We start from the raw sequence: 24,188 nt of genomic DNA, 5'->3' as shown, positions 1-24,188 counted from the left end.
GCTCACTGCTGCGCGTCTGAGGCGGCGGGTGCCGGGCTGGCATTGCCCTGACGCTCGGCGCGGCGGCGCGCCATTTCTTCCTGCCGGGCGCGGGCCTCGGTCTGCTTGCGCTCGTAGTCGCGCTGGGCGGCGGCGCGCTGCGCGGCCTGCTCGGCGATGGCCTTGTCGCGCGCGGCCTCGCGCTCGGCGCGGCGGCGCAGTTCGGCATCGGCATTGCGTTCGCGCGCCGGCGCGGCAGCGTCGAATTCGGTCCGGGCGCGTTCGGATTCGGCCTGGCGCCGCGCCAGATCGGCCTGATCCTGCTCGGCCCGGACGCGGGCGGTTTCGCTGCCGGCCAGGGCCTCGGCGGCGGCACGGTCGCGCGCCTGCTGGCGATCACGGTCGGCGGCCTCGCGCTCGGTGCGGACGGCGCCCAGCTCCACCTCGCGCAATTCGCCATAGGCGCTGCGGGCGCGCAGCTTGACGTCGCGCAGGCAGTTCGAGACGAGGAAGCGGCGGTGGCAGGCGACTTCGGCGTCGTAGACAGCCCAGGCGACGCTGTGCCGGGCCTGCTCGACCGCGGCGCGCGCGGCGGCGATGCGGCCTTCGCCGCCAAAGCTGTTGGGCGGGAAATCGCGGCTCACGACCGTGGCCGGGGCCTGGATCGGATCGCCTTCGGCGGCCGCCTGCGCAGGGGAAACGAGCGCAAAAACGGCCAAAACCGCCATGGCACAATGCGCGCCCTTTGCAGCAGCCCGACGGGAAAGAGGTATTGGATGGCTCAGGAACAAGATCGCAGACCGGAACAGACCGAGGCGCGGATTATCGCCCAGCTTGCAATCGAGCTTGGCGCGCGACCTGAACAGGCCCGGGCGGCGATCGGCCTGCTGGACGAAGGCGCCACCGTTCCCTTCATCGCGCGCTATCGCAAGGAAGTGACCGGCGGGCTCGACGACACGCAATTGCGCCTGCTGGCCGAGCGTCTGGTCTATCTGCGCGAGCTGGAAGACCGCCGCGCCGCCGTGCTGGCGAGCATCAATGAGCAGGGCAAGCTGACGCCGGAACTCACGGCCGCCATCGCCGCCGCCGATACCAAGCAGACGCTCGAAGACCTCTACCTGCCCTACAAGGTCAAGCGTCGCACGCGGGCGCAGATCGCGCGCGAGAACGGCCTGGAACCGCTGGCGCGCAAGCTGTTTGCCGACCCGACGCTCGATCCGCAAGCCGAGGCCGCCGCCTTCATCACCGAGGCGGTCGCCGACGCCAAGGCCGCGCTCGACGGCGCGCGCGACATCCTGGCCGAGGAATTTGCCGAGAACGCCGACCTGCTCGCCCGCCTGCGCGACAAGCTGCGCACCGAAGGCGTGGTGCGCTCGAAGGTGGTCGAAGCCAAGCGCGCCGAGGACGCCACCGCCGCCGACAAGTTCCGCGACTACTTCGACTACGCCGAAACCTGGCGCACCGTGCCCTCGCACCGCGCGCTCGCCATCTTTCGCGGCCGGCAGGCCGGGCTGCTGGGCATTGCGCTCACGCTCGACGATGCGGCCGAGGCGCTGGTCGAAGCCAAGCAGCCGCATCCCTGCGAAACCATCGTCGCGGCGGTGGTCGGCGTACGGCGCGCGGCCACGGTGCGCCCGGGCGACGCCTGGCTGGCGAGCGTCGTGCGCTGGGCCTGGCGCGTGAAGCTGCAACCCGGCCTCGAAACCGAACTGCTCGGCGAACTGCGCGAGAAGGCCGACGCCGAGGCCATCCGCGTGTTCGGTCAGAACCTCAAGGACCTGCTGCTGGCCGCGCCGGCCGGCATGCGCGCGACCATCGGGCTCGACCCGGGCCTGCGCACCGGCTGCAAGGTCGCGGTCGTCGATGCGACCGGCAAGCTGCTGGCCACCGACACCATCTATCCGCACGAGCCGCGCCGCGACTGGAACGGCGCGCTCGCAAGCGTCGCCGCGCTCGCCAGGCGCTTCAACGCCGAGCTGATCGCGATCGGCAACGGCACCGCCTCGCGCGAGACGGTGAAGCTGGCCGATGAACTCATCGCCAAGCTGCCCGAGCTGCATCTGACGCGCGTGGTCGTGAGCGAGGCCGGTGCGTCGGTCTACTCGGCGTCGGAATTCGCGGCGAAGGAATTTCCGGAGCTGGACGTGAGCCTGCGCGGTGCCGTCTCCATCGCGCGGCGGCTGCAGGACCCGCTGGCCGAACTCGTCAAGATCGAGCCCAAGGCCATCGGCGTGGGCCAGTACCAGCACGACGTGAACCAGCGCCAGCTCGGCGAAAAGCTCGACGCCGTCGTGGAGGATTGCGTGAACGCGGTCGGCGTGGACGTGAACACCGCGAGCGCGCCGCTGCTGGCCTATGTGTCCGGCCTCGACCAGACCGTGGCACGCAACATCGTGGCGCACCGCGAGCAGCACGGCCCGTTCCGCAGCCGCGCCGCGCTCAAGGAAGTGTCGCGGCTCGGCGCCAAGACCTTCGAGCAGGCGGCGGGCTTTCTGCGCGTGACCGACGGCGAGCAGCCGCTCGACGCGTCGGCCGTGCATCCCGAGGCCTATCCGGTGGTCGAACGCATCCTCGCGCGCATCCAGAAAAGCCTGCGCGAGGTGATGGGCCAGGGCGCGGCGCTGGCGGGCTTGCGGCCCGAGCAGTTCGTGGATGAGCGCTTCGGCCTGCCGACGGTGAAGGACATCTTCACCGAGCTGGAAAAGCCGGGCCGCGATCCGCGCGGCTCGTTCAAGGTGGCCGAGTTCCGCGAAGGCGTGGAAGACCTGCGCGACCTTCAGCCGGGCATGGTGCTGGAGGGCACCGTCACCAACGTGGCGGCCTTCGGCGCCTTCGTCGACATCGGCGTGCACCAGGACGGGCTGGTGCACATCTCGGCCATGTCGAGCAAGTTCATCAAGGACCCGCGCGAGGTGGTGAAGGCCGGCGACATCGTGCGCGTGAAGGTCATGGAAGTGGACCTGCCGCGCAAGCGCATCGCGCTGACGATGCGGCTGGATGACGAGATCGGCGCCAAGCCGGCGGCCGGTGGCGCGCGTGGCGAGGATCGCGGTTCGCGCAACGGCGGCGGCGCACGCCGCGATGGCCCGGGCGCGCAACAGCGCAGCTCGCGCGATGCCGGCCCGGCGGCCGGTTCGGCGATGGCGGCGGCCTTCGCCAAGCTCAAGCGCTGAGCGGCCGCAGCTGACCGAGCGGCGGCTCGGCGCGCGCCGGCGCCCGCGCCGCCTGCTCCAGCACAAAGCGGCGCACCTCGGCGATCTGCGCCGCATCGACCAGCGCCGGCGCATGGCCCACGCCGGCGAACTCCACGACGCGCGTCTGCGGCTTGCGCCGCTGCATCTCGCGCGCGACCGCCTCGGGCAGGATGTCCGACTCGGCGCCGCGCAGCACCAGCACCGGGCAATGCACCTGCTCCCACAGATGCCAGAGGTCGACGCCCTCCCACCAGCGCAGGCCGGTACGGCCGAACAGCCCGCCGCCCAGCGCCAGCCCGCGCGCGATGGCCGGGTCGTAGCGCAGCGCATGGCCGCCCTTGCCGTCGGCCTCGGCGCTGGTGGCGGCGAGCGTCGCCCACTGCTCGTCGGTGAGCGGGCCGAAGTCACGGCAGACGTCGCGCAGATGCGCCTCGACCTCTTCCTGGGTGTCGAAGCGCGTGTGCCGGCCCACATAGCTGGCCAGCCGCGAGATGCCGGTCCACGGCACCATCGGGCCCACGTCGTTGAGCACCAGCGCATCGATCGGCGTGTTGGCGCGCGCCGCCAGCATCAGGCCCACCAGGCCGCCCATCGAGGTGCCGAGCCAGACCGTCGGCAGCCGGCCGCGCGGATGACGCGCCGGCTCGGGCGCCTCCTCGCCGCCCAGCACCAGCGGCGGCCGAAAGCCGAGCAGCCGCTGCCACCAGTTGGGCTTGTGATGGCGCACCCGCGCCTGCGGCTCGGGGCCGTGCGACCGCTGCGCCGTGGGCCAGGCCGCCGCGCGATGCTCGATCGCCGACAGCACCGCCAGCGCATCCATCTCGTACTGGGCAAAGCCGTAATCGCTCGGCGCGGCCAGCCGGTCGCTGTCGCCCCGGCCGCTGAAATCGAAGCTCAGCACCTCGATCTCGGCTTGCAGCGCGCGCGCCAGCGGCTCGAAGTCGTGCCGGTTGCGCGTGAGGCCGTGGGCGCAGATCAGCCGCGCCTGCGGCTCGGCGCAGGCCCAGCGGCTCGCGGCCAGCCGGTGAAAGCTGTGCGCCGTCATCGACAGCGCGCTGAAGGTGTGCGGCAGGAGTGAGTCGTGCATGGCGTTCTCGTTATGAAGGGAGGAGCGGTGTTGCAGCGCATCATCGCAAGCTGCCGAGGCGGCATCGGTATCGATCGATGACAGCGCACGCCGGTCGGCCGATGCCCATGCGCAGTCCGGCTCAAGCAAACTTCGCGCTTTCGCCGCCCTTCTCTTCCGCGAGCCAGCCATGAACGACGACTTCCTGCGCGCCCTGCCCAAGGCCGAACTGCATCTGCACATCGAGGGTTCGCTCGAACCGGAGACCGTGTTCCGCCTCGCCGGCAAGCACGGCGTCGCGCTCAAGTACCCGAGCGTCGAGGCGCTGCGTGCCGCCTACGACTTCAGCGATCTCCAGTCCTTCCTCGACATCTACTACGCCGGCGCCGACGTGCTGCGCGACGAGCAGGACTTCTACGACATGACCTGGGCCTATCTCGAACGCGCCCAGGCCGACGGCGTGGTGCACACCGAGCTGTTCTTCGATCCGCAGACCCATACCGCGCGCGGCATCGGCTTCGAGGTGTTCATGCCCGGCCTCAAGCGCGCGCTCGACGCCGCCGCCGCCCGGTTCGGCATCAGTTCGCGGCTCGTCATGTGCTTTCTGCGCCACCTGAGCGAGGAAGACGCCTTCGCCACGCTGGAGGCCGCCACGCCCTGGCGCGACTGGATCACCGCCGTCGGCCTCGATTCGAGCGAGGTCGGCCATCCGCCGAGCAAGTTCGAGCGCGTGTTCGCGCGCGCCCGCGAGCTCGGCTATCTGACCGTCGCCCATGCCGGCGAGGAAGGCCCGCCGGCCTACGTGTACGAGGCGCTCGATCTGCTCAAGGTGAGCCGCATCGACCACGGCGTGCGCAGCCTGGAAGACCCGGCGCTGATGGCCCGGCTGGTGGCCGAGCGCATGCCGCTCACCGTCTGCCCGCTGTCCAACGTCAAGCTCTGCGTGTTCAGGACGCTGGCCGAGCACAACCTCAAGACCATGCTCGACCAGGGCGTGGCGGTCACGGTCAACTCCGACGACCCGGCCTATTTCGGCGGCTATGTGCTGGAGAACTATCGCCAGACCGCCGCGGCGCTCGGCCTGACGCGCGCCGAGGTGGCGCAGCTGGCGCGCAATTCCATCGAGGCCGCCTTCCTGCCCGAGGCCGAGAAGCAGCCGCATCTCGCGCGCATCGACGCGCTGCTGGCGGCCGGCTGACGCGCTTCAGCGCATGGCGGCCAGCCGCTCGGCCACAAAGTCCAGAAAGCAGGCAATCCGCGCCGCGAGCTGGGTGTTGCGGTAGTACACGGCGTTGATCGGCTGCCGCACATCGGCGGTGTCGGGCCCCAGCAGCTGCACCAGTGCGCCGCGCTCGCGGTCGGCAGCCGTCATGAAATCGGACAGGCAGACGATGCCGGCGTCCTGCAAGGCCAGCTGGCGCAGCGTCTCGCCACTCGACGCCAGAATGGCCGGCGCCACTGGCCATTCGTCGCCCTGCTCGCTGCGCAAGGGCCAGCGGTTGAGCGACTCGGGCTGGGTAAAGCCCAGCAGCACATGGTCGGCCAGACTCGCCACGGTCAACGGCGTTCCGCGCTCGGCGAGATAGCCCGGACTGGCCAGCACGCGCAGCCGGCTGGTGCCCAGCGGCCGTGCATGCAGCGTGGAATTGCGCAGCGGCCCGATGCGGATGGCGATGTCGGTCTGGCGTTCGAGCAAGTCGATGTTGAGCTCATCGGTATCGAGTTCGAGCGCGATCCGCGGATAGGCGCGCCGGAACGCCGGCACCAGCGGCACCACGCTGTGCAGCATGAAGGGCGTCGCCGCATTCACGCGCAGCCGGCCGGCGGGCTGTTCGCGGCGCGCTGCCATCTGCTCCTCGGCCGCATCCACCGCAGCGAGGATGGTGCGTGCATGGGCCAGGAAGGCGCTCCCCTCCTCGGTCAGTTCGAGCCGTCGCGTGGTGCGGCGCAGCAACGTGGCATCGAGCTTGTTCTCCAGCCGGCCAAGCGCACGGCTGACGCCCGAGACGGTCTGGTTCAACCGCGCCGCGGCGGCGGTGATGGAGCCGGCATCGATCACCGCAACAAGGGCCTGCAATTCATCGAGCGTGGTTTTCATCGCGGAGATCGGAGCTCGTCGGCACTGGCTGACTGTTGACTCTGACGCAAGAGTCATCTGCCGACAACCGTCTGTTTCTGCAAGAGAGCGCATCCCACACTCCGCCGCATTCCTTCGGAGTTCGACATGCCTCTCGCCCTCTTTGCGTTGACGCTCAGCGCCTTTGCCATCGGCACGACCGAGTTCGTGATCGTCGGCCTGCTGCCCACCGTTGCCACCGACCTCGGCATCAGCCTGCCGTCGGCGGGCCTGCTGGTCAGCCTGTATGCGCTTGGCGTGGCGGTCGGCGCGCCCCTGCTCACCGCACTCACCGGCCGGCTGCCGCGCAAGCAGTTGCTGCTCGGCCTGATGGCGCTGTTCACCCTCGGCAACCTGCTGGCCTGGCAGGCACCGGGCTACGCCTCGCTGATCGCGGCGCGCGTGCTTACCGGCCTGGCGCACGGCGTGTTCTTCTCGATCGGCTCAACCCTCGCCACCGGCCTGGTGCCGAAGGAGAAAGCCGCCAGCGCGATCGCCACCATGTTTACCGGGCTGACGGTGGCGCTCGTCACCGGCGTGCCGCTCGGCACTTTCATCGGCCAGCACTTCGGCTGGCGCGAGACCTTCCTGGCGGTGTCGGCACTCGGAGTGCTGGCCTTTGTCGGCAGCTGGGTGTTCGTGCCGGCCAACATCCGCCACGCCGCGCCGGCATCGCTCGCGCAGCAAGCCAGGGTGCTGGTCGAGCCGCGCCTGCTGCTGGTGTACGCCAAGACCGCCATCGGCTACGGCGGCAGCTTCATTCCGTTCACCTTCCTCGCGCCCATCCTCACCGAGGTGTCGGGCTTCAGCACCGGCGCGGTGGGCTGGGTGATGCTGGTGTACGGCGTGTCGGTGGCGGCCGGCAATCTGTGGGGCGGCCGGCTGGCCGACCGGCTCGGGCCGATTCCGGCGCTCAAGATCATCTTCGGCCTGCTGGCGACGGTGCTGCTGGCGCTCAACTTCAGCGCGCCGCACAAGTGGCTGGCGCTCATCACCGTGATGGCCTGGGGCGCGGTGGCCTTCGGCAACGTGCCCGGGCTTCAGGTCTATGTGGTGAAGCAGGCCGGGCGCTTCACGCCGCAGGCCGTGGACGTGGCCTCCGGGCTGAACATCGCCGCCTTCAACCTGGGGATCGCCGGCGCCGCCTGGGTCGGCGGGCTGATCGTGGCCCACCTCGGGCTCATGCATACGCCGTGGATCGGCGCGCTCGCAGTGCTGCTCGCACTGGCCCTCACGTACTGGAGCGGCGCGCTCGACCGGCGCCGCGACACCGCTCCGCTCGGGTCCCGCCTCATGCCGGCCCGCGACTGAACGCCTTTTCTCTCGTCCACCAGCAAGGAAATGCCATGCAAGCCAGCCTCATTCCGCCGTTCGGCCTCGGCAGCTTCCGCCTCACGGGTCAGGTCGTCATCGACTCGGTGCGCAACGGCCTCGACCTCGGCTATCGCCTGATCGACACCGCGCAGATTTACGGAAACGAGGCCGAGGTTGGCCAGGCCATTGCCGACAGCGGCGTGCCCCGGGCCGATCTCTTCCTCACCACCAAGATCTGGACCGCCAACTACGCTGGCGACAAGCTCATCCCGAGCCTGAAGGACAGCCTCGCCAAGCTGAGGACCGACCAGGTGGACCTGACGCTCATCCACTGGCCATCACCGGGCAATGCGGTGCCAGTGGCCGAGTTCATGGGTGCGCTGGCGCAGGCGAAGGCCGAAGGGCTGACGCGGCTGATCGGCGTGTCCAACTTCAACATCGCGCTGCTGCGCGAGGCGATTGCCGCCGTCGGCGCCGATGCCATCGCGACCAACCAGATCGAGCTGCATCCGGTGCTGCAGAACCGCAAGCTGGTGGACTTTGCACGCAGCCAGGGCATCCACATCACGTCATACATGACGCTGGCCTACGGCAAGGCGCTGAAGGAGCCGGCCATCCTGGCGATTGCCGAAGCTCATGGCGCAACGCCGGCACAGGTGGTGCTGGCCTGGGCGTTGCAACTGGGCTATGCGGTGATCCCGTCGTCGACGAAGCGCGAGAACCTCGCGAGCAATCTGTTGGCGCAGCAACTGGCGCTGACCGATGCCGACATGGCAAGCATCGCAGCCCTCGACCGGGGCGAGCGCCTCACCAATCCCGAGGGTCTCGCGCCGGTCTGGGACTGAGCGCCGGCTCAGCCGTGCTTGTGGCCGTGGTCGTGATGCTTGTGCCCGTGGTCGTGATGCTCGTGACCATGGTCGTGGTGGCCGTGATCGGCATGGGCATGGGCATGGCCGTGGTCATGCCCTGCGTGATCGTGCCCATGGTCGTGCCCGCAACCGCAATGCTCGTCATGCACATGCACCGGATTCATCGGCGCCGGCGCCTCGGGCCGGAAGGCGGCGCGGGCAGCGCTGGCGGTCACGCCAAAGCCGGCCAGCCAGGCCTCGGGCGCCACGCCGGGCAGGATCAGCAGACCGTCGTCGGTGACGGCCAGCGGCACATGCTCGCCACCGAGCGCCGCCGCCAGTCGGGCCAGCGCCGGCGCCGGGCCGGCGATGGCGATCACGTCCTCCTCGGCCGCGCCGACCAGCCAGAACGCGCCGCGACTGTCGAGCAGCACATCACCGACCGCCACCGGCGCTTCGAGCGCCAGTTCCACCGTGCCGGCAGTCGTCTCGACTATGAGCTGCGGCGTCGCGCGCTGGGCCGACGTGAGATCGATGGGCAGCGCCCGCTTGAGCAGGATGCCGGCCGGGCGCGCATTGCCGCCGAGAATCTTCTTGATGCTGATCGTGTCGCTCATGGGGCTTCTTTCTGGATGAATGCGTTCAGGTTGCGGCGCGGGCCGGCGGTTTCAAGCGGCGCGGCGCTCAGTCGTGCAGCGCATCGAGCGCCTGGTCGAGCCGGTCGACCGCGCGCACTTCCAGCCCCTCGAACTTGCCGCGCGCATCCTTGGGCGCATTGCCCTTGGGGATGACCGCAATCGAGAAGCCGAGCTTGGCCGCCTCGCGCAGCCGCTCCTGGCCACGCGGCGCCGGGCGGATTTCGCCGGCCAGCCCGACCTCGCCGAACACCACCAGCCCGCGCGGCAGCGGCTTGTTGCGCAGCGACGAATGGATCGCCGCGAGCACCGCAAGATCGGCCGCCGGCTCGCTGATCTTGACGCCGCCGACCGCATTGACGAACACATCCTGGTCGAAGGCGGCAATGCCCGCATGCCGATGCAGCACCGCAAGCAGCATCGCCAGCCGGTTCTGCTCCAGCCCGACCGACAGCCGGCGCGGCGCCGGCGAATGCGTGCTGTCGACCAGCGCCTGAATCTCGACCAGCAGCGGCCGCGTGCCCTCCTGCGTGACCAGCACGCAGGACCCCGGCACCGGCTTGTCGTGCGTGCTCAAAAACAGCGCCGACGGATTGCTCACGCCGCGCAGGCCGCGATCGGTCATCGCGAACACGCCCAGCTCATTCACCGCGCCAAAGCGGTTCTTGAACGCGCGCACGAGGCGAAAGCTCGAATGCGTGTCGCCCTCGAAATACAGCACCGTGTCGACGATGTGCTCCAGCACGCGCGGCCCGGCCAGCGAGCCGTCCTTGGTCACATGGCCGACCAGCACCACGGTGATGCCGTCGCGCTTGGCCATGCGCGTGAGCTGGGCCGAGCATTCGCGCACCTGGGCCACCGAGCCCGGCGCCGAGCTCAGCGCCTCGGAAAACAGCGTCTGGATCGAGTCGACCACCACCACTTCGGCGCGCTGGGCAGCGATCGTCGCCTCGATGCGCTCGAGCTGAATCTCGGATGCGACCGGCAGTTCCATCGCGCCGGCCGTGCTTTCCAGCAGCCCGAGCCGGCGCGCGCGCAGCGCAATCTGCGCCCCGCTCTCCTCGCCGCTGATGTAGAGCGCGCGCCGGCCGTTGGCATTGACGAAGGCGAGCGCCTGCAGCAGCAATGTCGACTTGCCGATGCCCGGATCGCCGCCGATCAGCACCACGCCGCCCGGCACCAGTCCGCCACCGAGCACCCGGTCGAACTCCTCGCTGCCGGTGGAGAAGCGCGGCATTTCCACCGCGTCGATGGCGCCGAGCGGCTGCACCGCCGCCGGCTCGACCAGCCCTTCGGCCCGACCGCGCCCGCCGAAGCGGTTGGCGCCCGGCGCCTCGACCGGCACTTCGCTCAGCGAATTCCAGGCGTGGCAATGCGGGCACTGGCCGGTCCATTTGGGCGCGACGCCGCCGCACTCGGTGCAGACGTACTGGCTCTTGCCGGGCTTGGTCGGCGCCTTGGCCATCAGCTGCCTCCGGCAATCACACGCCGCGCCACGCGCGGCGCGACGGCGCACATCAATTCATAGCCGATGGTTCCGCAATGCCGCGCCACCTCGTCCACCGGCAGCGCGCGACCGAACAGCTCCACGCGGCTGCCGATGCCGGCTTGCGGCACATCGGTGATGTCGACCGTCAGCATGTCCATCGACACCCGGCCGGCAAGCGCGCAACGCTCGCCGCCGATCAGCACCGGCGTGCCGTCAGGCGCATGGCGCGGATAGCCGTCGGCATAGCCGCAGGCCACGATGCCGATGCGCGTCGGCCGCTGCGCGACGAAGCGCTGGCCATAGCCGACCGCCTCGCCCGGCGCCAGTTGCTGCACCGCGATCAGCTCGCTGGTCAGCTCCATCGCCGGCCGCAGATCGAAGGCCGGGCCGTCGCGGTCGCCAGTCGGCGAACCGCCGTAGAGCAGGATGCCCGGCCGCACCCAGTCGGCATGCGTGGCCGGATGCAGCAGCACCGACGCCGAATTGGCCAGCGAACGCGGCCCCGGCAGCCCGGCGGTCTCGCGCTCGAAACGGGCCAGCGGACCGACGACGCCGTCGGGCAGATCGGCTTCTGGGAAATGCATCATCAGCCCGACCGTGCCGATGCTGCCGGCCGCGCGCAGCCGCTCGACCGCCTTGCGGCCGCGACCGTCGGCATAGCCGAGCCGGTTCATGCCGGTATTGAACTTGACGAACACATCGACCGGCGCCGCCGGCCGCGCGCCGAGAAGGAAATCGATCTGCGCATCGTCATGGATGACCGGCGTGAGCTTCAGCTCCAGCACGGCAGCCAGATCGGCGGCATCGAAGAAGCCTTCGAGCAGCAGGATCGGGCCGGTCCAGCCGCAGGCGCGCACCCGGGCCGCCTCGGCAATCTCGAGCAGGGCAAAGCCGTCGGCCGTGGCCAGCGCCGGGTAGACGGCTTCGATGCCGTGCCCGTAGGCATCGGCCTTGACGACGGCCCAGGCGCGCGATTGCGGCGCGCATTGCCGCACGCGGGCCAGGTTGTGCGCGACCGCAGCCGGGTCGACGGTGGCAAGAATGGGACGCGGCATGGAGGAGTTTTCGTGTGCGAGCGGCGTTGTCGGAGGTGAGGCGGAACCGATTCTAGACCCCGTCCCTCAGGCATTTTCCGAGCCCGCCAGCGCATGCTGGAACGGCGCCGGCCGCCGTCCGGAACGCCGCATCATTCGTGCTATAACGCCGCGACGCCGCCCTGCCCGGTCTCAAACCCAGCTCCAACCGCTCCCGATACCGACCCGTCTCTTGCAGCGCGCCCTCCGCTTTTCTCCCCCCGACTCCGCCTCATGAAGCGTGGCTTCTACACCATCATGGCGGCGCAGTTCTGCAGTTCGCTTGCCGACAATGCCCTGCTCATCGCGGCCATCGCGCTGCTGCGCGAGGCCGAGTCGCCGGACTGGATGACCCCGCTGCTCAAGTTCTCCTTCGTCCTCAGCTATGTGGTGCTCGCGGCCTTCGTCGGCGCCTTTGCCGATTCACGCCCAAAGGGCCGGGTCATGCTGTGGACCAACATGATCAAGATCGCCGGCTGCGCCACGATGTTCTTCGGCGCCCACCCGCTGGCCGCCTACGCGCTGGTGGGGCTGGGCGCAGCGGCCTACTCGCCGGCCAAGTACGGCATCCTCACCGAGCTGCTGCCACCCGAAAAACTGGTGGCCGCCAACGGCTGGATCGAGGGCACGACGGTCAGCTCGATCATCCTCGGCGTGGTGGTCGGTGGCGCGCTGGTGTCGGTCAAGATCTCCACGCTGCTGCTCGCATTCGATCTGCCCGGCGTCGATACCGGCATCGACTCGCCGGCCGAATCGGCGATCTGCGTGGTCGCCTTCCTGTATCTGGCCGCCGCCGCGATCAACTTCGGCATTCCCGATACCGGTGCGCGCTATCCACGCCAGCACACCAATCCGTTCAAGCTCATCGCCGATTTCGCGCATTGCAACCGCGTGCTCTGGGCCGACAAGCTCGGGCAGATCTCGCTCGCGGTGACGACGCTGTTCTGGGCCGCTGGCGCGACGCTGCAATTCATCGTGCTGGCCTGGGCCGAGTCGGCGCTCGGGCTCAACCTGTCGCAGGGCGCGATGCTGCAATCGGTGGTGGCGGTGGGCATTGCGCTCGGCGCGGCCTGGGCGGCGGCGCGGGTGCCGCTGCGCAAGTCGCTCTGCGTGCTGCCGGTCGGCACGGCGATGGGCTTTGGCGTGATCGCGCTGTCGCTCATCAACCGCAGCATCCTGCCGGCCGGCGGCTGGACCGTCGGCGGCATGACCTTCGAATGGGCGCTGGTCATCTCCAGCGCGCTGCTGCTCGCGGTCGGCGTGATGGCCGGCTATTTCGTCGTGCCCATGAATGCGCTGCTCCAGCATCGCGGCCATGTGCTGATGAGCGCCGGCCATTCCATCGCGGTGCAGAACTTCAACGAAAACCTCGGTGTGCTGACCATGCTTTGCGTCTATGCCGCGCTGGTGAAGCTCGATCTGCCGGTGACCGTGGTCATCACGGTGTTCGGGCTGTTTGTCGCCGCCGCCATGCAAATGGTGATCCGGCGCCATCAGCAGAATCAGCGCGAGCACGATGCGATGGCGCTGATCCCCGACGGGCATTCCTGAGCGGATCGCGCCGCTGACGCATCTGCGTCAGTCGCCGACCTGCTTGAGCGCCTCGACCGCGCGGCACAGGTCGGCCCAGGCCTTGGCCTTTTCGCCGGGGCTGCGCAGCAGATAGGCCGGGTGGTAGCTGACGACCGCCGGCACGCGGCGCCCACCCAGATCGAGCCGATGCACGCGACCGCGCATCTGGCCGACTGGCGCATCGCTGCCGAGCATGGCCTGGGCGGCAAACCGCCCCACCAGCAGCACCGCCGCCGGCGCCAGCAGCTCGGCCTGCCGCGCCAGATACATCGAGCAGGCCTGCACTTCCTCGGGCAGTGGATCGCGGTTGCGCGGCGGCCGGCACTTGAGCACGTTGGCGATGTACACGTCGCGCGCGCGGTCGAGGCCGATGGCGCCGAGCATCGAATCGAGCAGCTTGCCAGCCTGGCCGACGAAGGGCGTGCCGGTCGCATCCTCGTCGGCGCCGGGTGCCTCGCCGATGACCAGCAGCCGCGCCGGTCGGGTGCCGACGCCGAACACCACGTTCTTGCGCGTCGAGCACAGCGAGCAGGCGGTGCAGCCGGCGGCGTCGGCTTCGAGTGCCGACCAGTCCATGACGGCGATGGCGGCGCGCCGTTGCGCGCTGGCCGAGGCTGGGGCGACGGTCGGCGGCTCGGGAGGCAAGTCGGCAGGCAGATCGCTGGCCGGCAGCGGTGGCTCGATCGCATCGGCCTGCGCCGCGACGCTGACGTCAACAGGCTCGGCTGGCGCTGGTGGCGCATAGACCTCCAGCTCCGCCGCGACCGGAACCGCTGCCGCCAAGCTCGCCGGCACCGCCCGCGGCTGCCATTCATCGATGCCCAGCTCCGCCAACAGCCGGGCGCGGCGCGGATCGCCGCTCACCAGCACAGCCTCATCACGATCGCGTCTTCGCGGCGGAAGGTGCCGTTCGGGTAGTAGCCCTTGCGCAGGCCGATCTGTGCAAAGCCGCGCTTGTCGTAGAGCGCCCGAGCCGGCAGGTTGGACGGCCGCACTTCAAGAATCATGCAAGCGGCACCGGCGTCGCGCGCCAACTCGATGCTGCGCTCCAGCAGCCAGCCACCCAGACCCTGACGCTGGTGCTCGGGCGCGATGGTGATGTTGAGCAGATGCGCCTCGTCGAGCGCCGGCAGCAGCACCACATAGCCGATCGGATCGGCGCCGAGACAGGCCACGCCGGCGCGATAGCCATTGCGGATCGAGTCGACGAAATTGCCGGCGGTCCACGGAAACGGATAGGCCTGCTTCTCGATGCGCATGACGGCGGGCACATCATCCTCGGTCATCGCGCGTAGCACGGGCAGAACGGTGGTCGGATCGGCGGCCATGCGAAATCTCAGGATTGCGGCGGGAAACGTTCGGCCAGCGTCTGCGCGACTTTGTTGCGCACATACACCGGCAGCGCAAACTCGGGCGCGAAGCGGCGGCCGCCCGCCAGCATCTGTCGTGCCAGACGGGCAATGGCACCGGCCGTCACGCCCAATGCCGGATGAATTTGCGCCAGCGGCGACAGCCCGGGCAACAACGTGGTTGCGCCCACGACGGCCAGCTCGTCCCAGCGTTGATCGATCGCGTCGGCGATTTCGGCGAGCACGCGATCAGCCGCGGCGACGAAGGGATCGAGCACCGTCTGCCAGCCGCCTGCGCCGGGCGTTGCCCGGTACAGCGCGGCATAGAGCTCGCCCATGCGCGCATCGATGACGGTGAGCAGCCAGCGCCGATCGCCGACGGCGACCGAACTCGCCAGCGCATCGAGCGTGCCGACCGGCAGCACATCGACGTCGAGCACGAAGCCCAAACCCTGTGCCACGGCGGCGGAAGTGCGGATGCCGGTGAAGGCGCCCGGTCCGGCGCCGTAGGCGATGGCGTCGACTGCATCGAGGGCAAGCGCTTCGTCGGCCAGCAGGGCGACGATCTGCGGCAGCAGTTGCCGCGAAGCCTCGGGACCGCCGGGAAGCTGGAGTTCGCGCAGGCGGTGGGCGGCGAGCAACGCGACACCCGTGACGGGCCCCGAGGTATCGAGCGCAAGAATGATGGAAGTTGAGTGGTCGGACATCAGCCCGCCATTCTAGGCGAGCCCCGCTCAGCGCTTGTAGACCGCCTGCCCCTGTTCGCGGATGTGAAGGCGGAGCATTGCCCGGTCTTCGATGCTGAGCGAATCGTGCGTGGGCCGGGCCTGCGGCTCGATCGCATCGCCGTGGCGCCATCCCGAACGCTCGCCGCCTTCGACCCGGTTGCCCGGCGTGCGCTGCATCAGCTTGCTGCCATGGGCCGCAATCGCCTCCGCTGCCGACGGGAGCGCACTGCGCTCGCCCTGGGCCCAGGGACGTGCATCCGCCGGCGGCTGGGCGCCAACCGAGGCAAGCGGCATCATTGCGACCACTGCGGCGCCGATCACCCCCCGGACGCTGCCGCCCGCCTTCGATCCGCCGCCCGTCACAGCTTCGCAGTCCTGCATGTCGCTCATGTCGAAAGGAGAGAAAAATTGCGATGGCTTGAGTTTATCCGACGACTTGCGGGGCCTTTCCCAGCCCTGGCACAAGTCGGGTAAGCCATGTAACAGCCTGTCAGATTGACTGTCCCCTGCCCGTACCTGCATCGCTATCTTTGTAGGATCGGGCGACTAAACCTAGAAAGGATGGCGATATGGCCTTGTCCCAGCGCGTGCTGGTCGTCGACGACGACGAACGACTCCGTGACCTTCTCCGCCGCTACCTGACCGAGCAAGGCTTCAATGTATTTGTCGCGGCCGACGCCACGGCAATGAACAAGCTCTGGATGCGCGAGCGCTTCGATCTGCTGGTGCTCGACCTGATGCTCCCCGGCGAGGACGGTCTGGCCATCTGCCGGCGCCTGCGCGGTGCCGGCGACAAGACGCCGATCATCATGCTCACCGCCAAGGCCGAGGATGTGGACCGCATCATCGGTCTCGAAATGGGCGCCGACGATTACCTGCCCAAGCCCTTCAATCCACGCGAACTGCTGGCCCGCATCAATGCGGTGCTGCGCCGGCGCGGTCCGCCCGAAGTGCCCGGCGCGCCGACGCAGGAAGACATCACCGTGGTGTTCGGCGACTTCACGCTCAACCTCGCCACCCGCGCGCTCAAGAAGAAGACCGGCGACACCGAGGTGCCGATCGAGCTCACCACCGGCGAGTTCTCGGTGCTGAAGGTGTTTGCGCGTCATCCCAAGATTCCGCTGTCGCGCGAAAAGCTCATGGAGCTGGCGCGCGGCCGCGAATACGAAGTCTTCGACCGCAGCCTCGACGTGCAGATCTCGCGGCTGCGCAAGATCATCGAACCCGATCCGTCGAAGCCGAAGTACATCCAGACCGTCTGGGGTCTGGGCTATGTGTTCGTGCCGGAAGGCAAGGAATGAGTCCGGCCCGGGCCATCTGCCTGATCGTCGATCGGCCCCCGCAGCGAGGCTGATCGATCTTGATTCGCGCGTTTCGCGTCCGATTCCGGGCGCTCATGCCGGGCGGGCTGTTCTGGCGCACTTTCGTGCTGATCGGCCTGCTGCTTACGCTCAGCCTGACGGCCTGGGTGCTCACGCTGCGCTCGATCGAGCTGGAACCGCGTATCGAGCAGCTTGGCCAGCACCTCACCTCCATCGTCAACATCACGCGGGCGGCGGTGCTGCATTCCGCGCCCAAGCATCGCGGCGCCCTGCTCGCCGATCTGGCCGACAACGAATCGATCCGCATCTACGCCGTCGAGCCCGACGATGTCATCGAGCCGCTGCCGCGCGAGCCCATCTTCGACGGACTTGAGCGCTACATGGTCGAGCAGCTCGGGCCGGCGACGCACATCGCCGGCCGGGTCAACGGTGTGCAGGGTTTCTGGGTGAGCTTTTCCATCGACCAGGACGACTACTGGGTCGTGCTGGCGCGTGACCGCATCGAGCGTTTTCCGGGCGTGCAATGGGCGTTCTGGGCCGCCGTGGCGCTGGTGCTGTCGCTGGCCGGCGCGGCGGTCATCGTCGGACTGGTCAATCAGCCAATCGCCCGGCTCACCCGTGCGGTGCGCGAGCTGTCGCACGGCAAGCGCCCACGGCCGCTCGGTCGCAGCAATCTGCGCGAAATCCGCGAACTGAACGACAGCTTCAACCGCATGGTCGACGACCTGCAGCGCATCGAGGCCGATCGCACGCTGATCCTGGCCGGCATCTCGCACGACCTGCGCACGCCACTCGCGCGGCTCACGCTCGAAATCGAGATGGCGCCGATCAGCGCCGACACGCGCGATGCGATGGCCGCCGACATCATGCAGATGGACAAGATCGTGGCGCAGTTTCTCGACTTTGCCCGGCCGCAAAAGGCGGGCAGCGCCGCACCGGTCGACCTGAGCAGCATCGTGCTGGGCCAGGCCGAACTGGTCGCCCGGCAAGGCGCGCAGGTCGAGCCGCATGTCGCGCCGGACGTGATCGTGATGGGCCATGAAACCGATCTGACACGTCTGGTCGCCAATCTGGTGGACAACGCGCGCAAGTACGGCCGGCGCGACGATGCTCCGGCGCAGATCGAGGTCTGGCTGCGTCGACAAGGGCAGATGGCGGTGCTCGAAGTGGTCGACAGCGGCCCGGGCGTGGCGGAAGAGGATCTGGAGCGCATCAAGCGGCCGTTCACGCGCGGCGAGATCGCGCGCACCGAAGCGACCGGCGCCGGGCTTGGGCTGGCGATCGTCGAGCGCGTGATTCAGCGCATGGGCGGCGCCTGGCGGGTGGTGAACCGGCCGCAAGGTGGGCTGGCCATCACGGTCGAACTGCCGATCGGCAGCGAGCCGGCGACGCGCAAGCCGCCACGCAAGGGCGCCGAAGACGACGCCGCCTGATGGCTCGACGCTCTATGAGCGATTTATGCAAAATCAATTAGACAAGGTGTTTCGATAGCTTAGTATTCGGCCATCGCGTCGCTGCGGCACTGATTGAGTGGTGCGCGCGGCCGCAGTCCGGCAAGGCCATCGGTCTTGCCACCTTTTCCACATCATCAGGATCTGCCCATGAAAACCGTTGGCGACAAACTCGAAGCTTTCAGCGTTGTTGGCGTCAAGCCCGGCTTCAATCACCACGAAGAAAACGGTGTGTCGGCGTTTGAAGAGATCACCGAAGCCAGCTTCGCCGGCAAGTGGAAGATCATTTATTTCTACCCGAAGGACTTCACCTTCGTGTGCCCGACCGAAATCGTCGGCTTCAACAAGCTGGCTGCCGACTTCGCCGACCGCGACGCCGTGCTGCTCGGCGGCTCGACCGACAACGAGTTCTGCAAGCTGGCCTGGCGCCGTGAGCACAAGGACCTCGACAAGCTGGGTCACTACCAGTTCGCCGACGTGACCGGCTCGCTGGTCGACCAACTCGGCGTGCGTGAAAAGTCGGCTGGCGTCGCCCTGCGCGCCACCTTCATCGTCGATCCGGACAACACCATCCAGCACGTTTCGGTCAACAGCCTGAACGTCGGTCGTTCGCCGGAAGAAATCCTGCGCTTGCTCGACGGCCTGCAAACCGACGAGCTCTGCCCCTGCAACCGCGGCGTCGGCGGCGCCACGCTGTAATCGGCTTTACCGCCAGCCCGTTGCGAGCGATCCCGTGGTCGCTCGCCGCGCAACCCGCCCCCGGCGGGTTTTTTAATCTGCGCCCGATAGGAGATAGCAATGGAATTTCTGACATCGATCAAGGCTGCCATTCCCGATTATGCGAAGGACATTCGCCTGAATCTGGACGGCGTGATCGCGCGTTCGTCGCTCGCGCCCGAGCAGGCGGTCGGCGCGGCACTGGCGGCGGCATTCGCAGCCAAGTCGAAGTTCATCACCGACGCGATCCGCACCTCGGGCGCGCTGCCCGAAGCCGAGCTGAACGGCGCGCTCACGGCGGCGGCGCTCATGGGCATGAACAACGCCTATTACCCGTTCGCCGAATTCACCGGCGACAAGGAGCTGCAAGGCTCGCCGGCCCAGCTGCGCATGAACGCCTACGCCTCGCATGGCGGCACGACCAAGGTCAATTTCGAGCTGTTCGCGCTGGCGGCGTCGGTGGTGGGCAAGTGCCATTTCTGCATCAAGAGCCACTACGAACTGCTGCGCGAGAACGGTCTGACCATGCAGCAGCTGAAGGACGTGGGCCGCATCGCCGCCGTGGTGAATGCCGCCGCGCAGGTGCTGGCAGCCGAAGGGCTCTGAGCGCAGCCGGCGCGCGATTCACGCGTCGCTGCGCCAGCCGAGCTGCCAGCAGTCGTCGCCGCTTGTGACCGGTTCACAGGCGCTGCCCACGCCGGGCACATGCAGCAGCGTGCGGCCCAGCCAGAGCAGCGGCGCGCGCTGCCGCTGCCAGGGCGGCACGTCGAGCGACTGATACCACTGCCGCAGCGAGCGGCTCGGGCGGCGCGGATCGATGCGCAGCCGCTCGCCGCCCGAACGCGCCACGGCGCGCAACGGCGCCGTTCTGAGCAGCGCACCCGGAATGCCGACCGCTGCCGGCACGAACTGCCAGGCGCCGCGCCATTGCGGCAGCGTCCAGCTCGGTTCGCCGTCCCAGCGCAGTTGCGCTTCGGCTGCGGGCGGCTCGAAGGCCGGCAGACAGGCGACGCGGTCGCGATGCCGCAGCAGCTGGTGCTGTTGCCAGCGCAGATCGGGTGCGCTGTCGGCGGCGGCCTGCGACAGCTGGCGCCAGGCCTGATCGAGCCAGGCTTCGGGCGGTGGCGCGCAGCCGGCCGCTTCGAGCCAGCGCTGGAGCACGCTGCCACGCCGGTAACTGTCGAGCGCCGCCAGCGCGGTCAGGCTGAGCGTCGGCGCACTGGCATCGGGCAGCCGGCAGGCGGCCAGATCGGCGGCGATGAGGTTTTCGAGGCTGGCATCGGCGGCACCGAGCAGCCGGGCGCTGCGACCGAGCGTGTCGAGCGCATGCGGCGCGATGTCGAGCAGCGGCGCCAGCACCCGATGCCGCAGCGCATTGCGCAGCTGGTCGTGCAGCGCATTGGTCGGATCGTCGACATGCGCGATGGCATGGGCGGCGGCATAGGCGGCTATCGCCTGCGGATGCAGCGCCAGCATCGGCCGCCAGTGCGCCGGACGGTCGGCAGCCGGATCGCGCCAGTCGCGCATGCCGGCCAGACCGCGCGGACCGCTGCCGCGCAGCAGCCGCATCAGCAGCGTTTCGGCCTGATCGAGCGCGTGATGCCCGACCGCCAGCACGCCCACGCCATGCGCAGCGCACATCGCTTGCAGCGCCGCATAGCGCGCGCTGCGCGCCGCCGCTTCCAGGCCCTGCCCGCGCGTGCTGCCGACCGTCACCCGACGATGATCGAACTCGACGCCGAGCCCCGCCGCGAGCTGCGCCACCTGCCCGACCCAGCCCGCCGACTGCTCCTGCAAGCCGTGATCGACATGCAGGCAGATCAGCCGGAAGCCATGCTCGCGCGCAGGCCCGGCCAGCGCATGCAGCAGCGCCGCCGAATCGCGTCCGCCCGAGCAGGCCACCGCGACACCGCGCTCGCGCAAAAACAAAAGCCGTCGCGCGCACTCGGCAGCGACGGCTCTGGGCAGCGCGCCGGCACCCTCCCGGCCGCCGAGCGCGCCTGAGGGCGGATCAGACGCCGCCGGTTTCCTTGAACTTTCCATAACCCATGATGCGTTCGTGGCGCACGGCGAGCAGGTCTTTCACCTTCACGCCCTGGAATTGCCGCAACGCATCAGCCAGCGCGCGCTTGAGCAATTGCGCCATCGCCTGCGGATCGCGATGCGCACCGCCAAGCGGCTCGTTGACGATCTTGTCGATCAGGCCGAGCGCCTTCAGGCGATGCGCGGTAATGCCCAGGGTTTCGGCCGCTTCGGGCGCCTTGTCGGCGCTCTTCCAGAGAATGGATGCGCAACCTTCGGGCGAAATGACCGAATAGGTGGCGAATTGCAGCATCAACACGCTGTCGCCCATGGCAATCGCCAGCGCGCCGCCTGAACCGCCTTCACCGATGATGGTGGTGATGATCGGCACCTGCAATTCGGCCATGGCATAGAGATTGTGGCCAATGGCTTCGGATTGGCCGCGCTCTTCCGCATCGATACCCGGATAAGCCCCCGGCGTATCGACGAAAGTGAAGATCGGCAGATTGAATTTCTCGGCCAGACGCATCAGCCGCAGCGCCTTGCGATAGCCCTCGGGCTTGGGCATGCCGAAGTTGCGCAGCGTGCGCTCCTTGACGTCACGGCCCTTCTGATGCCCCAGCACCATCACCGACTGGCCGTTGAAGCGCGCCAACCCGCCCACGATCGACTTGTCGTCGGCAAAGCTGCGGTCGCCGTGCAGTTCGTGGAAATCGGTAAAGATTTCGCGGATGTAATCGAGCGTGTACGGCCGCTGCGGATGGCGCGCCACCTGCGAAACCTGCCACGGCGTGAGCTTGCTGTAGATTTCCTTGGTCAATCCTTCCGACTTCTTTTGCAGTCGGCGGATTTCTTCCGAGATATCGACGGCGGAATCGTTCTGCACGAACCGCAATTCTTCGATCTTGGTTTCCAGCTCGGAAACCGATTGTTCGAATTCGAGAAAAGTCGCTTTCACACGGCCCCTTTCATTCAACGATTCGCAATTGCGAATTCATTAGTATTCAACCGGAATCGGATCGAGGCTGCGCCACAGATACCAGGTGGCGACGGTACGCCACGGCTCCCAGTTGGCGGCCACTTCACGCGCCTCGCTGCGCGTGACCGGCTCGCCGCTGAAGTAGTGCAGCCCGATGGCCTTGAGCAGCCCGAGATCGTCGATGGGAAAGACGTTCGGGCGCATCAGGTTGAAGATCAGGAACATCTCGGCGGTCCAGCGGCCGATGCCGCGGATGGACGTGAGCTCGCCGATGATGGCTTCGTCGTCCATCGCATGCCAGTCGTGCGCATGGATCTGGCCGTCGGCAAAGTGCAGCGCCAGGTCGCGCAAGTAGTCGGTCTTGCGCTTGCTCAGGCCGCAGCCGGCCAGCGCCTCGGGCGTCATTGCCGCGACGCGTTCGGGCGCCACTTCACCGCAGGCGACACTGAAGCGGCCCCAGATCGCATCGGCCGACTTGGTCGAAATCTGCTGACCGACGATGGCCCGCGCCAGCGTGGTGAAGGGCTCGCCGCGCGAGCTGAGGTGCAGGCCCGCGTACTGCGGAATCAGCTTGCGCATGATCCGGTCGCGGTCGATCAGCGCCTCGCGCGCCTCGTCCCAGTAGGCCGGCGCCACGCCCACCGGCGTGACCAGCGCGACGGTTTCGACCGCCTCGATGATCTTGGAGCGCTTGAGCGCGACCGACTTGACCGAACCGTCCGTCGCCTTCACGCGCGTCGCCATGTGCTTCCCTGCGGGCTGTCTTCGAGGAGGATGCCGCGCGCCTTGAGCTCGTCGCGGATGCGGTCGGCGGCGGCAAAGTCGCGCGCCTTCTTGGCCGCGATGCGCGCCGCGATGGCCGCCTCGATCTCTGCCGCCTCGTCATCGGCGACCGCGCCGCCCTGGAAGAATTCGCGCGGCTCGCGCTGGCCGATGCCGAGCACGCCAGCCAGCTGCTTGAGCTGGCGCGCCAGCACCGCACTGCCGGTGCGGTTCACTTCCGACGCCAGCTCGAACAGCGTCGCGACCGCGACCGGCGTGTTGAAGTCGTCGTCCATCGCCTCGCGGAAACGCTGGGCGAAGGCGTCGTTCCAGTCGAGCGGCTCGGCATCGGCCGCGACCGCACCGAGCGCCGTGTAGAGCCGGCCGAGCCCGGCCCTGGCGTCGTCGATCAGCGTGTCGGCGAAGTTGAACTGGCTGCGGTAGTGCGTGCGCAGCAGGAAGAAGCGCAGCACTTCCGCATCGACCGTCTTGAGCACGTCGCGGATGGTGAAGAAGTTGCCGAGCGACTTCGACATCTTCTCGTCGTTGACATTGACGAAGCCGTTGTGCAGCCAGTAGTTGGCGAAGGTGACGCCGTTGGCGCCCTCCGACTGCGCGATCTCGTTCTCGTGATGCGGGAACTGGAGGTCGGCGCCGCCGCCGTGAATGTCGAAGGTGTCGCCGAGCACGGCGCAGGCCATGGCCGAGCACTCGATGTGCCAGCCCGGCCGACCACTGCCCCAGGGCGATTCCCATTTGGCCTCGGGCGGCTCCTCGGGCTTGGCGCGCTTCCACAGGGCGAAATCGAGCGGATCCTGCTTGTCGGCGTCGACCGCAACGCGCTCGCCGGCACGCAACTCGTCGAGCGACTTGCCCGAGAGCTTTCCGTAGCCGTCGAAGCTGCGCACCGCATAGTTCATGTCGCCCGAGCCGGCCTGATAGGCATGGCCGCGCTGTTGCAGCGTGCCGATCATCGCGAGCATCTGCGGGATGTGGTCGGTGGCGCGCGGCTCGACATCGGGCTGCTGGATGCCGAGCGCGGCCGAGTCCTCGTGCAGCGCATCGATGAAGCGCGACGTGAGCGAACCGATGGTTTCGCCGTTCTCGACCGCGCGCCGGATGATCTTGTCGTCCACGTCGGTGATGTTGCGCACGTAGGTGACGCGATAGCCCGACGCGCGCAGCCAGCGCTGGATCACGTCGAAGGCCAGCATCATCCGCGCATGCCCGATGTGGCAGTAGTCGTAGATGGTCATGCCGCACACATACATGCGCACTTCGCCTTCGACGATGGGCCGGAACATTTCCTTGCGCCGGGACAGCGTGTTGAAGATCTGGAGCATGTTGGGTGCTGTGGGCAGCGGTGCGAGACGCCGCCGATGGGAGTTTGGGACCGATCGGGCAAGTGCCGAAAGCCGCCGGGTCCGGGCTCCGGACCCGTCCGTGCAGCTCGGCCACCGCAGCCGCGACGCCCTGCTGCAAGCGGGGATTTCCGTCGGGCGGGACCGCTTCGGGCGGGTTGCTAGAATCGGGCGAAAGCCGCGAAGTATAGCAGCGCCCCCAGGGCGAACC

At 68.6% G+C, this 24,188-nt stretch carries 23 protein-coding genes; 9 read left to right on the top strand and 14 right to left on the bottom strand.

Features of this window, described 5'->3' with window-relative positions; all coding sequences use genetic code 11:
- Window positions 1–2: 2 nt before the first annotated feature.
- Window positions 3–707 (bottom strand): hypothetical protein, encoded by a 705-nt coding sequence (locus tag B9P64_RS24740; RefSeq protein ID WP_139826463.1) that lies wholly within the window; start codon window positions 705–707, stop codon window positions 3–5.
- 48 nt (window positions 708–755) lie between these two features.
- Between B9P64_RS24740 and B9P64_RS21760 the strand changes: the two genes are divergently transcribed.
- Window positions 756–3,152 (top strand): Tex family protein, encoded by a 2,397-nt coding sequence (locus tag B9P64_RS21760; protein ID WP_085318200.1) that lies wholly within the window; start codon window positions 756–758, stop codon window positions 3,150–3,152.
- Here B9P64_RS21760 and B9P64_RS21755 read toward each other — a convergent pair.
- Window positions 3,142–4,260, bottom strand: a complete 1,119-nt coding sequence (locus B9P64_RS21755) for an alpha/beta fold hydrolase (RefSeq protein WP_176256927.1) — start codon at window positions 4,258–4,260, stop codon at window positions 3,142–3,144. The genes B9P64_RS21760 and B9P64_RS21755 overlap by 11 nt on opposite strands.
- Before the next feature lie 169 nt (window positions 4,261–4,429).
- On the opposite strand from B9P64_RS21755, the gene B9P64_RS21750 reads away from it, so the two are divergent.
- Window positions 4,430–5,437, top strand: coding sequence for an adenosine deaminase (locus tag B9P64_RS21750; RefSeq protein ID WP_085318199.1), 1,008 nt, complete (start codon window positions 4,430–4,432; stop codon window positions 5,435–5,437).
- A gap of 6 nt (window positions 5,438–5,443) precedes the next feature.
- Here the strand turns inward: B9P64_RS21750 and B9P64_RS21745 are convergent, their stop codons facing one another.
- Entirely contained in the window at window positions 5,444–6,337 is an 894-nt protein-coding gene (locus B9P64_RS21745; protein ID WP_085318198.1) for a LysR family transcriptional regulator, read from the bottom strand.
- Window positions 6,338–6,463: 126 nt separating this feature from the next.
- Between B9P64_RS21745 and B9P64_RS21740 the strand changes: the two genes are divergently transcribed.
- Window positions 6,464–7,666, top strand: a complete 1,203-nt coding sequence (locus tag B9P64_RS21740; protein WP_085318197.1) for an MFS transporter — start codon at window positions 6,464–6,466, stop codon at window positions 7,664–7,666.
- 35 nt (window positions 7,667–7,701) lie between these two features.
- A complete protein-coding gene (gene dkgB, locus B9P64_RS21735) occupies window positions 7,702–8,514 on the top strand; it encodes a 2,5-didehydrogluconate reductase DkgB (RefSeq protein WP_085318196.1) in 813 nt (270 codons plus the stop codon).
- Window positions 8,515–8,522: 8 nt separating this feature from the next.
- Here the strand turns inward: dkgB and B9P64_RS25905 are convergent, their stop codons facing one another.
- The 3 genes from B9P64_RS25905 to alr all read right to left on the bottom strand — a co-directional run bounded on the left by B9P64_RS25905 (window position 8,523) and on the right by alr (window position 11,696).
- On the bottom strand, window positions 8,523–9,134 hold the full coding sequence (locus B9P64_RS25905) for an urease accessory protein UreE (protein ID WP_085318195.1): 612 nt from the start codon (window positions 9,132–9,134) through the stop codon (window positions 8,523–8,525).
- A gap of 67 nt (window positions 9,135–9,201) precedes the next feature.
- Window positions 9,202–10,617 (bottom strand): DNA repair protein RadA, encoded by a 1,416-nt coding sequence (gene radA, locus B9P64_RS21725; RefSeq protein WP_085318194.1) that lies wholly within the window; start codon window positions 10,615–10,617, stop codon window positions 9,202–9,204.
- A complete protein-coding gene (alr, locus tag B9P64_RS21720) occupies window positions 10,617–11,696 on the bottom strand; it encodes an alanine racemase (RefSeq protein ID WP_085318193.1) in 1,080 nt (359 codons plus the stop codon). Before alr ends, radA begins: the two co-directional genes overlap by 1 nt.
- 252 nt (window positions 11,697–11,948) lie before the next feature.
- On the opposite strand from alr, the gene lplT reads away from it, so the two are divergent.
- Complete coding sequence (gene lplT / locus B9P64_RS21715) at window positions 11,949–13,265, top strand: lysophospholipid transporter LplT (protein ID WP_085318192.1); 1,317 nt, start codon at window positions 11,949–11,951, stop codon at window positions 13,263–13,265.
- Window positions 13,266–13,292: 27 nt separating this feature from the next.
- Here lplT and B9P64_RS21710 read toward each other — a convergent pair whose 3' ends face one another.
- From B9P64_RS21710 to B9P64_RS21695, 4 genes are read right to left on the bottom strand one after another with little or no spacing between them, the layout of a single operon-like run.
- On the bottom strand, window positions 13,293–14,150 hold the full coding sequence (locus tag B9P64_RS21710; protein ID WP_085318319.1) for a uracil-DNA glycosylase: 858 nt from the start codon (window positions 14,148–14,150) through the stop codon (window positions 13,293–13,295).
- The gene (gene rimI / locus B9P64_RS21705; protein ID WP_085318191.1) at window positions 14,147–14,614 is read right to left on the bottom strand and encodes a ribosomal protein S18-alanine N-acetyltransferase; all 468 of its coding nucleotides are present in this window, start codon (window positions 14,612–14,614) and stop codon (window positions 14,147–14,149) included. Before rimI ends, B9P64_RS21710 begins: the two co-directional genes overlap by 4 nt.
- Window positions 14,615–14,622: 8 nt before the next feature.
- Window positions 14,623–15,342, bottom strand: coding sequence for a tRNA (adenosine(37)-N6)-threonylcarbamoyltransferase complex dimerization subunit type 1 TsaB (gene tsaB / locus B9P64_RS21700; RefSeq protein ID WP_085318190.1), 720 nt, complete (start codon window positions 15,340–15,342; stop codon window positions 14,623–14,625).
- 27 nt (window positions 15,343–15,369) lie between these two features.
- Window positions 15,370–15,753, bottom strand: coding sequence for a hypothetical protein (locus B9P64_RS21695; protein ID WP_085318189.1), 384 nt, complete (start codon window positions 15,751–15,753; stop codon window positions 15,370–15,372).
- Window positions 15,754–15,932: 179 nt separating this feature from the next.
- On the opposite strand from B9P64_RS21695, the gene ompR reads away from it, so the two are divergent.
- From ompR to B9P64_RS21675, 4 genes are all read left to right on the top strand, one after another.
- On the top strand, window positions 15,933–16,664 hold the full coding sequence (gene ompR, locus B9P64_RS21690) for an osmolarity response regulator transcription factor OmpR (RefSeq protein ID WP_085318188.1): 732 nt from the start codon (window positions 15,933–15,935) through the stop codon (window positions 16,662–16,664).
- 95 nt (window positions 16,665–16,759) lie between these two features.
- Window positions 16,760–18,118: an ATP-binding protein gene (locus B9P64_RS21685; protein ID WP_085318187.1), complete on the top strand. Its 1,359-nt coding sequence runs from the start codon at window positions 16,760–16,762 to the stop codon at window positions 18,116–18,118.
- Window positions 18,119–18,286: 168 nt separating this feature from the next.
- A complete protein-coding gene (locus B9P64_RS21680; RefSeq protein ID WP_085318186.1) occupies window positions 18,287–18,835 on the top strand; it encodes a peroxiredoxin in 549 nt (182 codons plus the stop codon).
- A gap of 99 nt (window positions 18,836–18,934) precedes the next feature.
- Window positions 18,935–19,459: a carboxymuconolactone decarboxylase family protein gene (locus B9P64_RS21675; protein WP_085318185.1), complete on the top strand. Its 525-nt coding sequence runs from the start codon at window positions 18,935–18,937 to the stop codon at window positions 19,457–19,459.
- Between the two features lie 18 nt (window positions 19,460–19,477).
- Here the strand turns inward: B9P64_RS21675 and tilS are convergent, their stop codons facing one another.
- From tilS to cysS, 4 genes are all read right to left on the bottom strand, one after another.
- Window positions 19,478–20,776 carry a tRNA lysidine(34) synthetase TilS gene (tilS, locus tag B9P64_RS21670; protein WP_176256926.1) on the bottom strand — a complete coding sequence of 433 codons (1,299 nt, stop codon included), beginning with the start codon at window positions 20,774–20,776 and terminating at the stop codon, window positions 19,478–19,480.
- Window positions 20,777–20,864: 88 nt separating this feature from the next.
- Window positions 20,865–21,833, bottom strand: coding sequence for an acetyl-CoA carboxylase carboxyltransferase subunit alpha (locus B9P64_RS21665; protein WP_085318183.1), 969 nt, complete (start codon window positions 21,831–21,833; stop codon window positions 20,865–20,867).
- A gap of 39 nt (window positions 21,834–21,872) precedes the next feature.
- Window positions 21,873–22,598 (bottom strand): DNA-3-methyladenine glycosylase family protein, encoded by a 726-nt coding sequence (locus B9P64_RS21660; RefSeq protein ID WP_085318182.1) that lies wholly within the window; start codon window positions 22,596–22,598, stop codon window positions 21,873–21,875.
- Window positions 22,583–23,959, bottom strand: coding sequence for a cysteine--tRNA ligase (gene cysS, locus B9P64_RS21655; RefSeq protein WP_085318181.1), 1,377 nt, complete (start codon window positions 23,957–23,959; stop codon window positions 22,583–22,585). The genes B9P64_RS21660 and cysS overlap by 16 nt, the downstream gene beginning before the upstream one ends.
- Window positions 23,960–24,188 lie beyond the last annotated feature (229 nt).

Origin of the sequence: Derxia lacustris (assembly GCF_002105195.1) — a bacterium.
Classification (GTDB): domain Bacteria; phylum Pseudomonadota; class Gammaproteobacteria; order Burkholderiales; family Burkholderiaceae_E; genus Derxia; species Derxia lacustris.
This window is presented reverse-complemented; position numbering and strand designations above follow the sequence as displayed.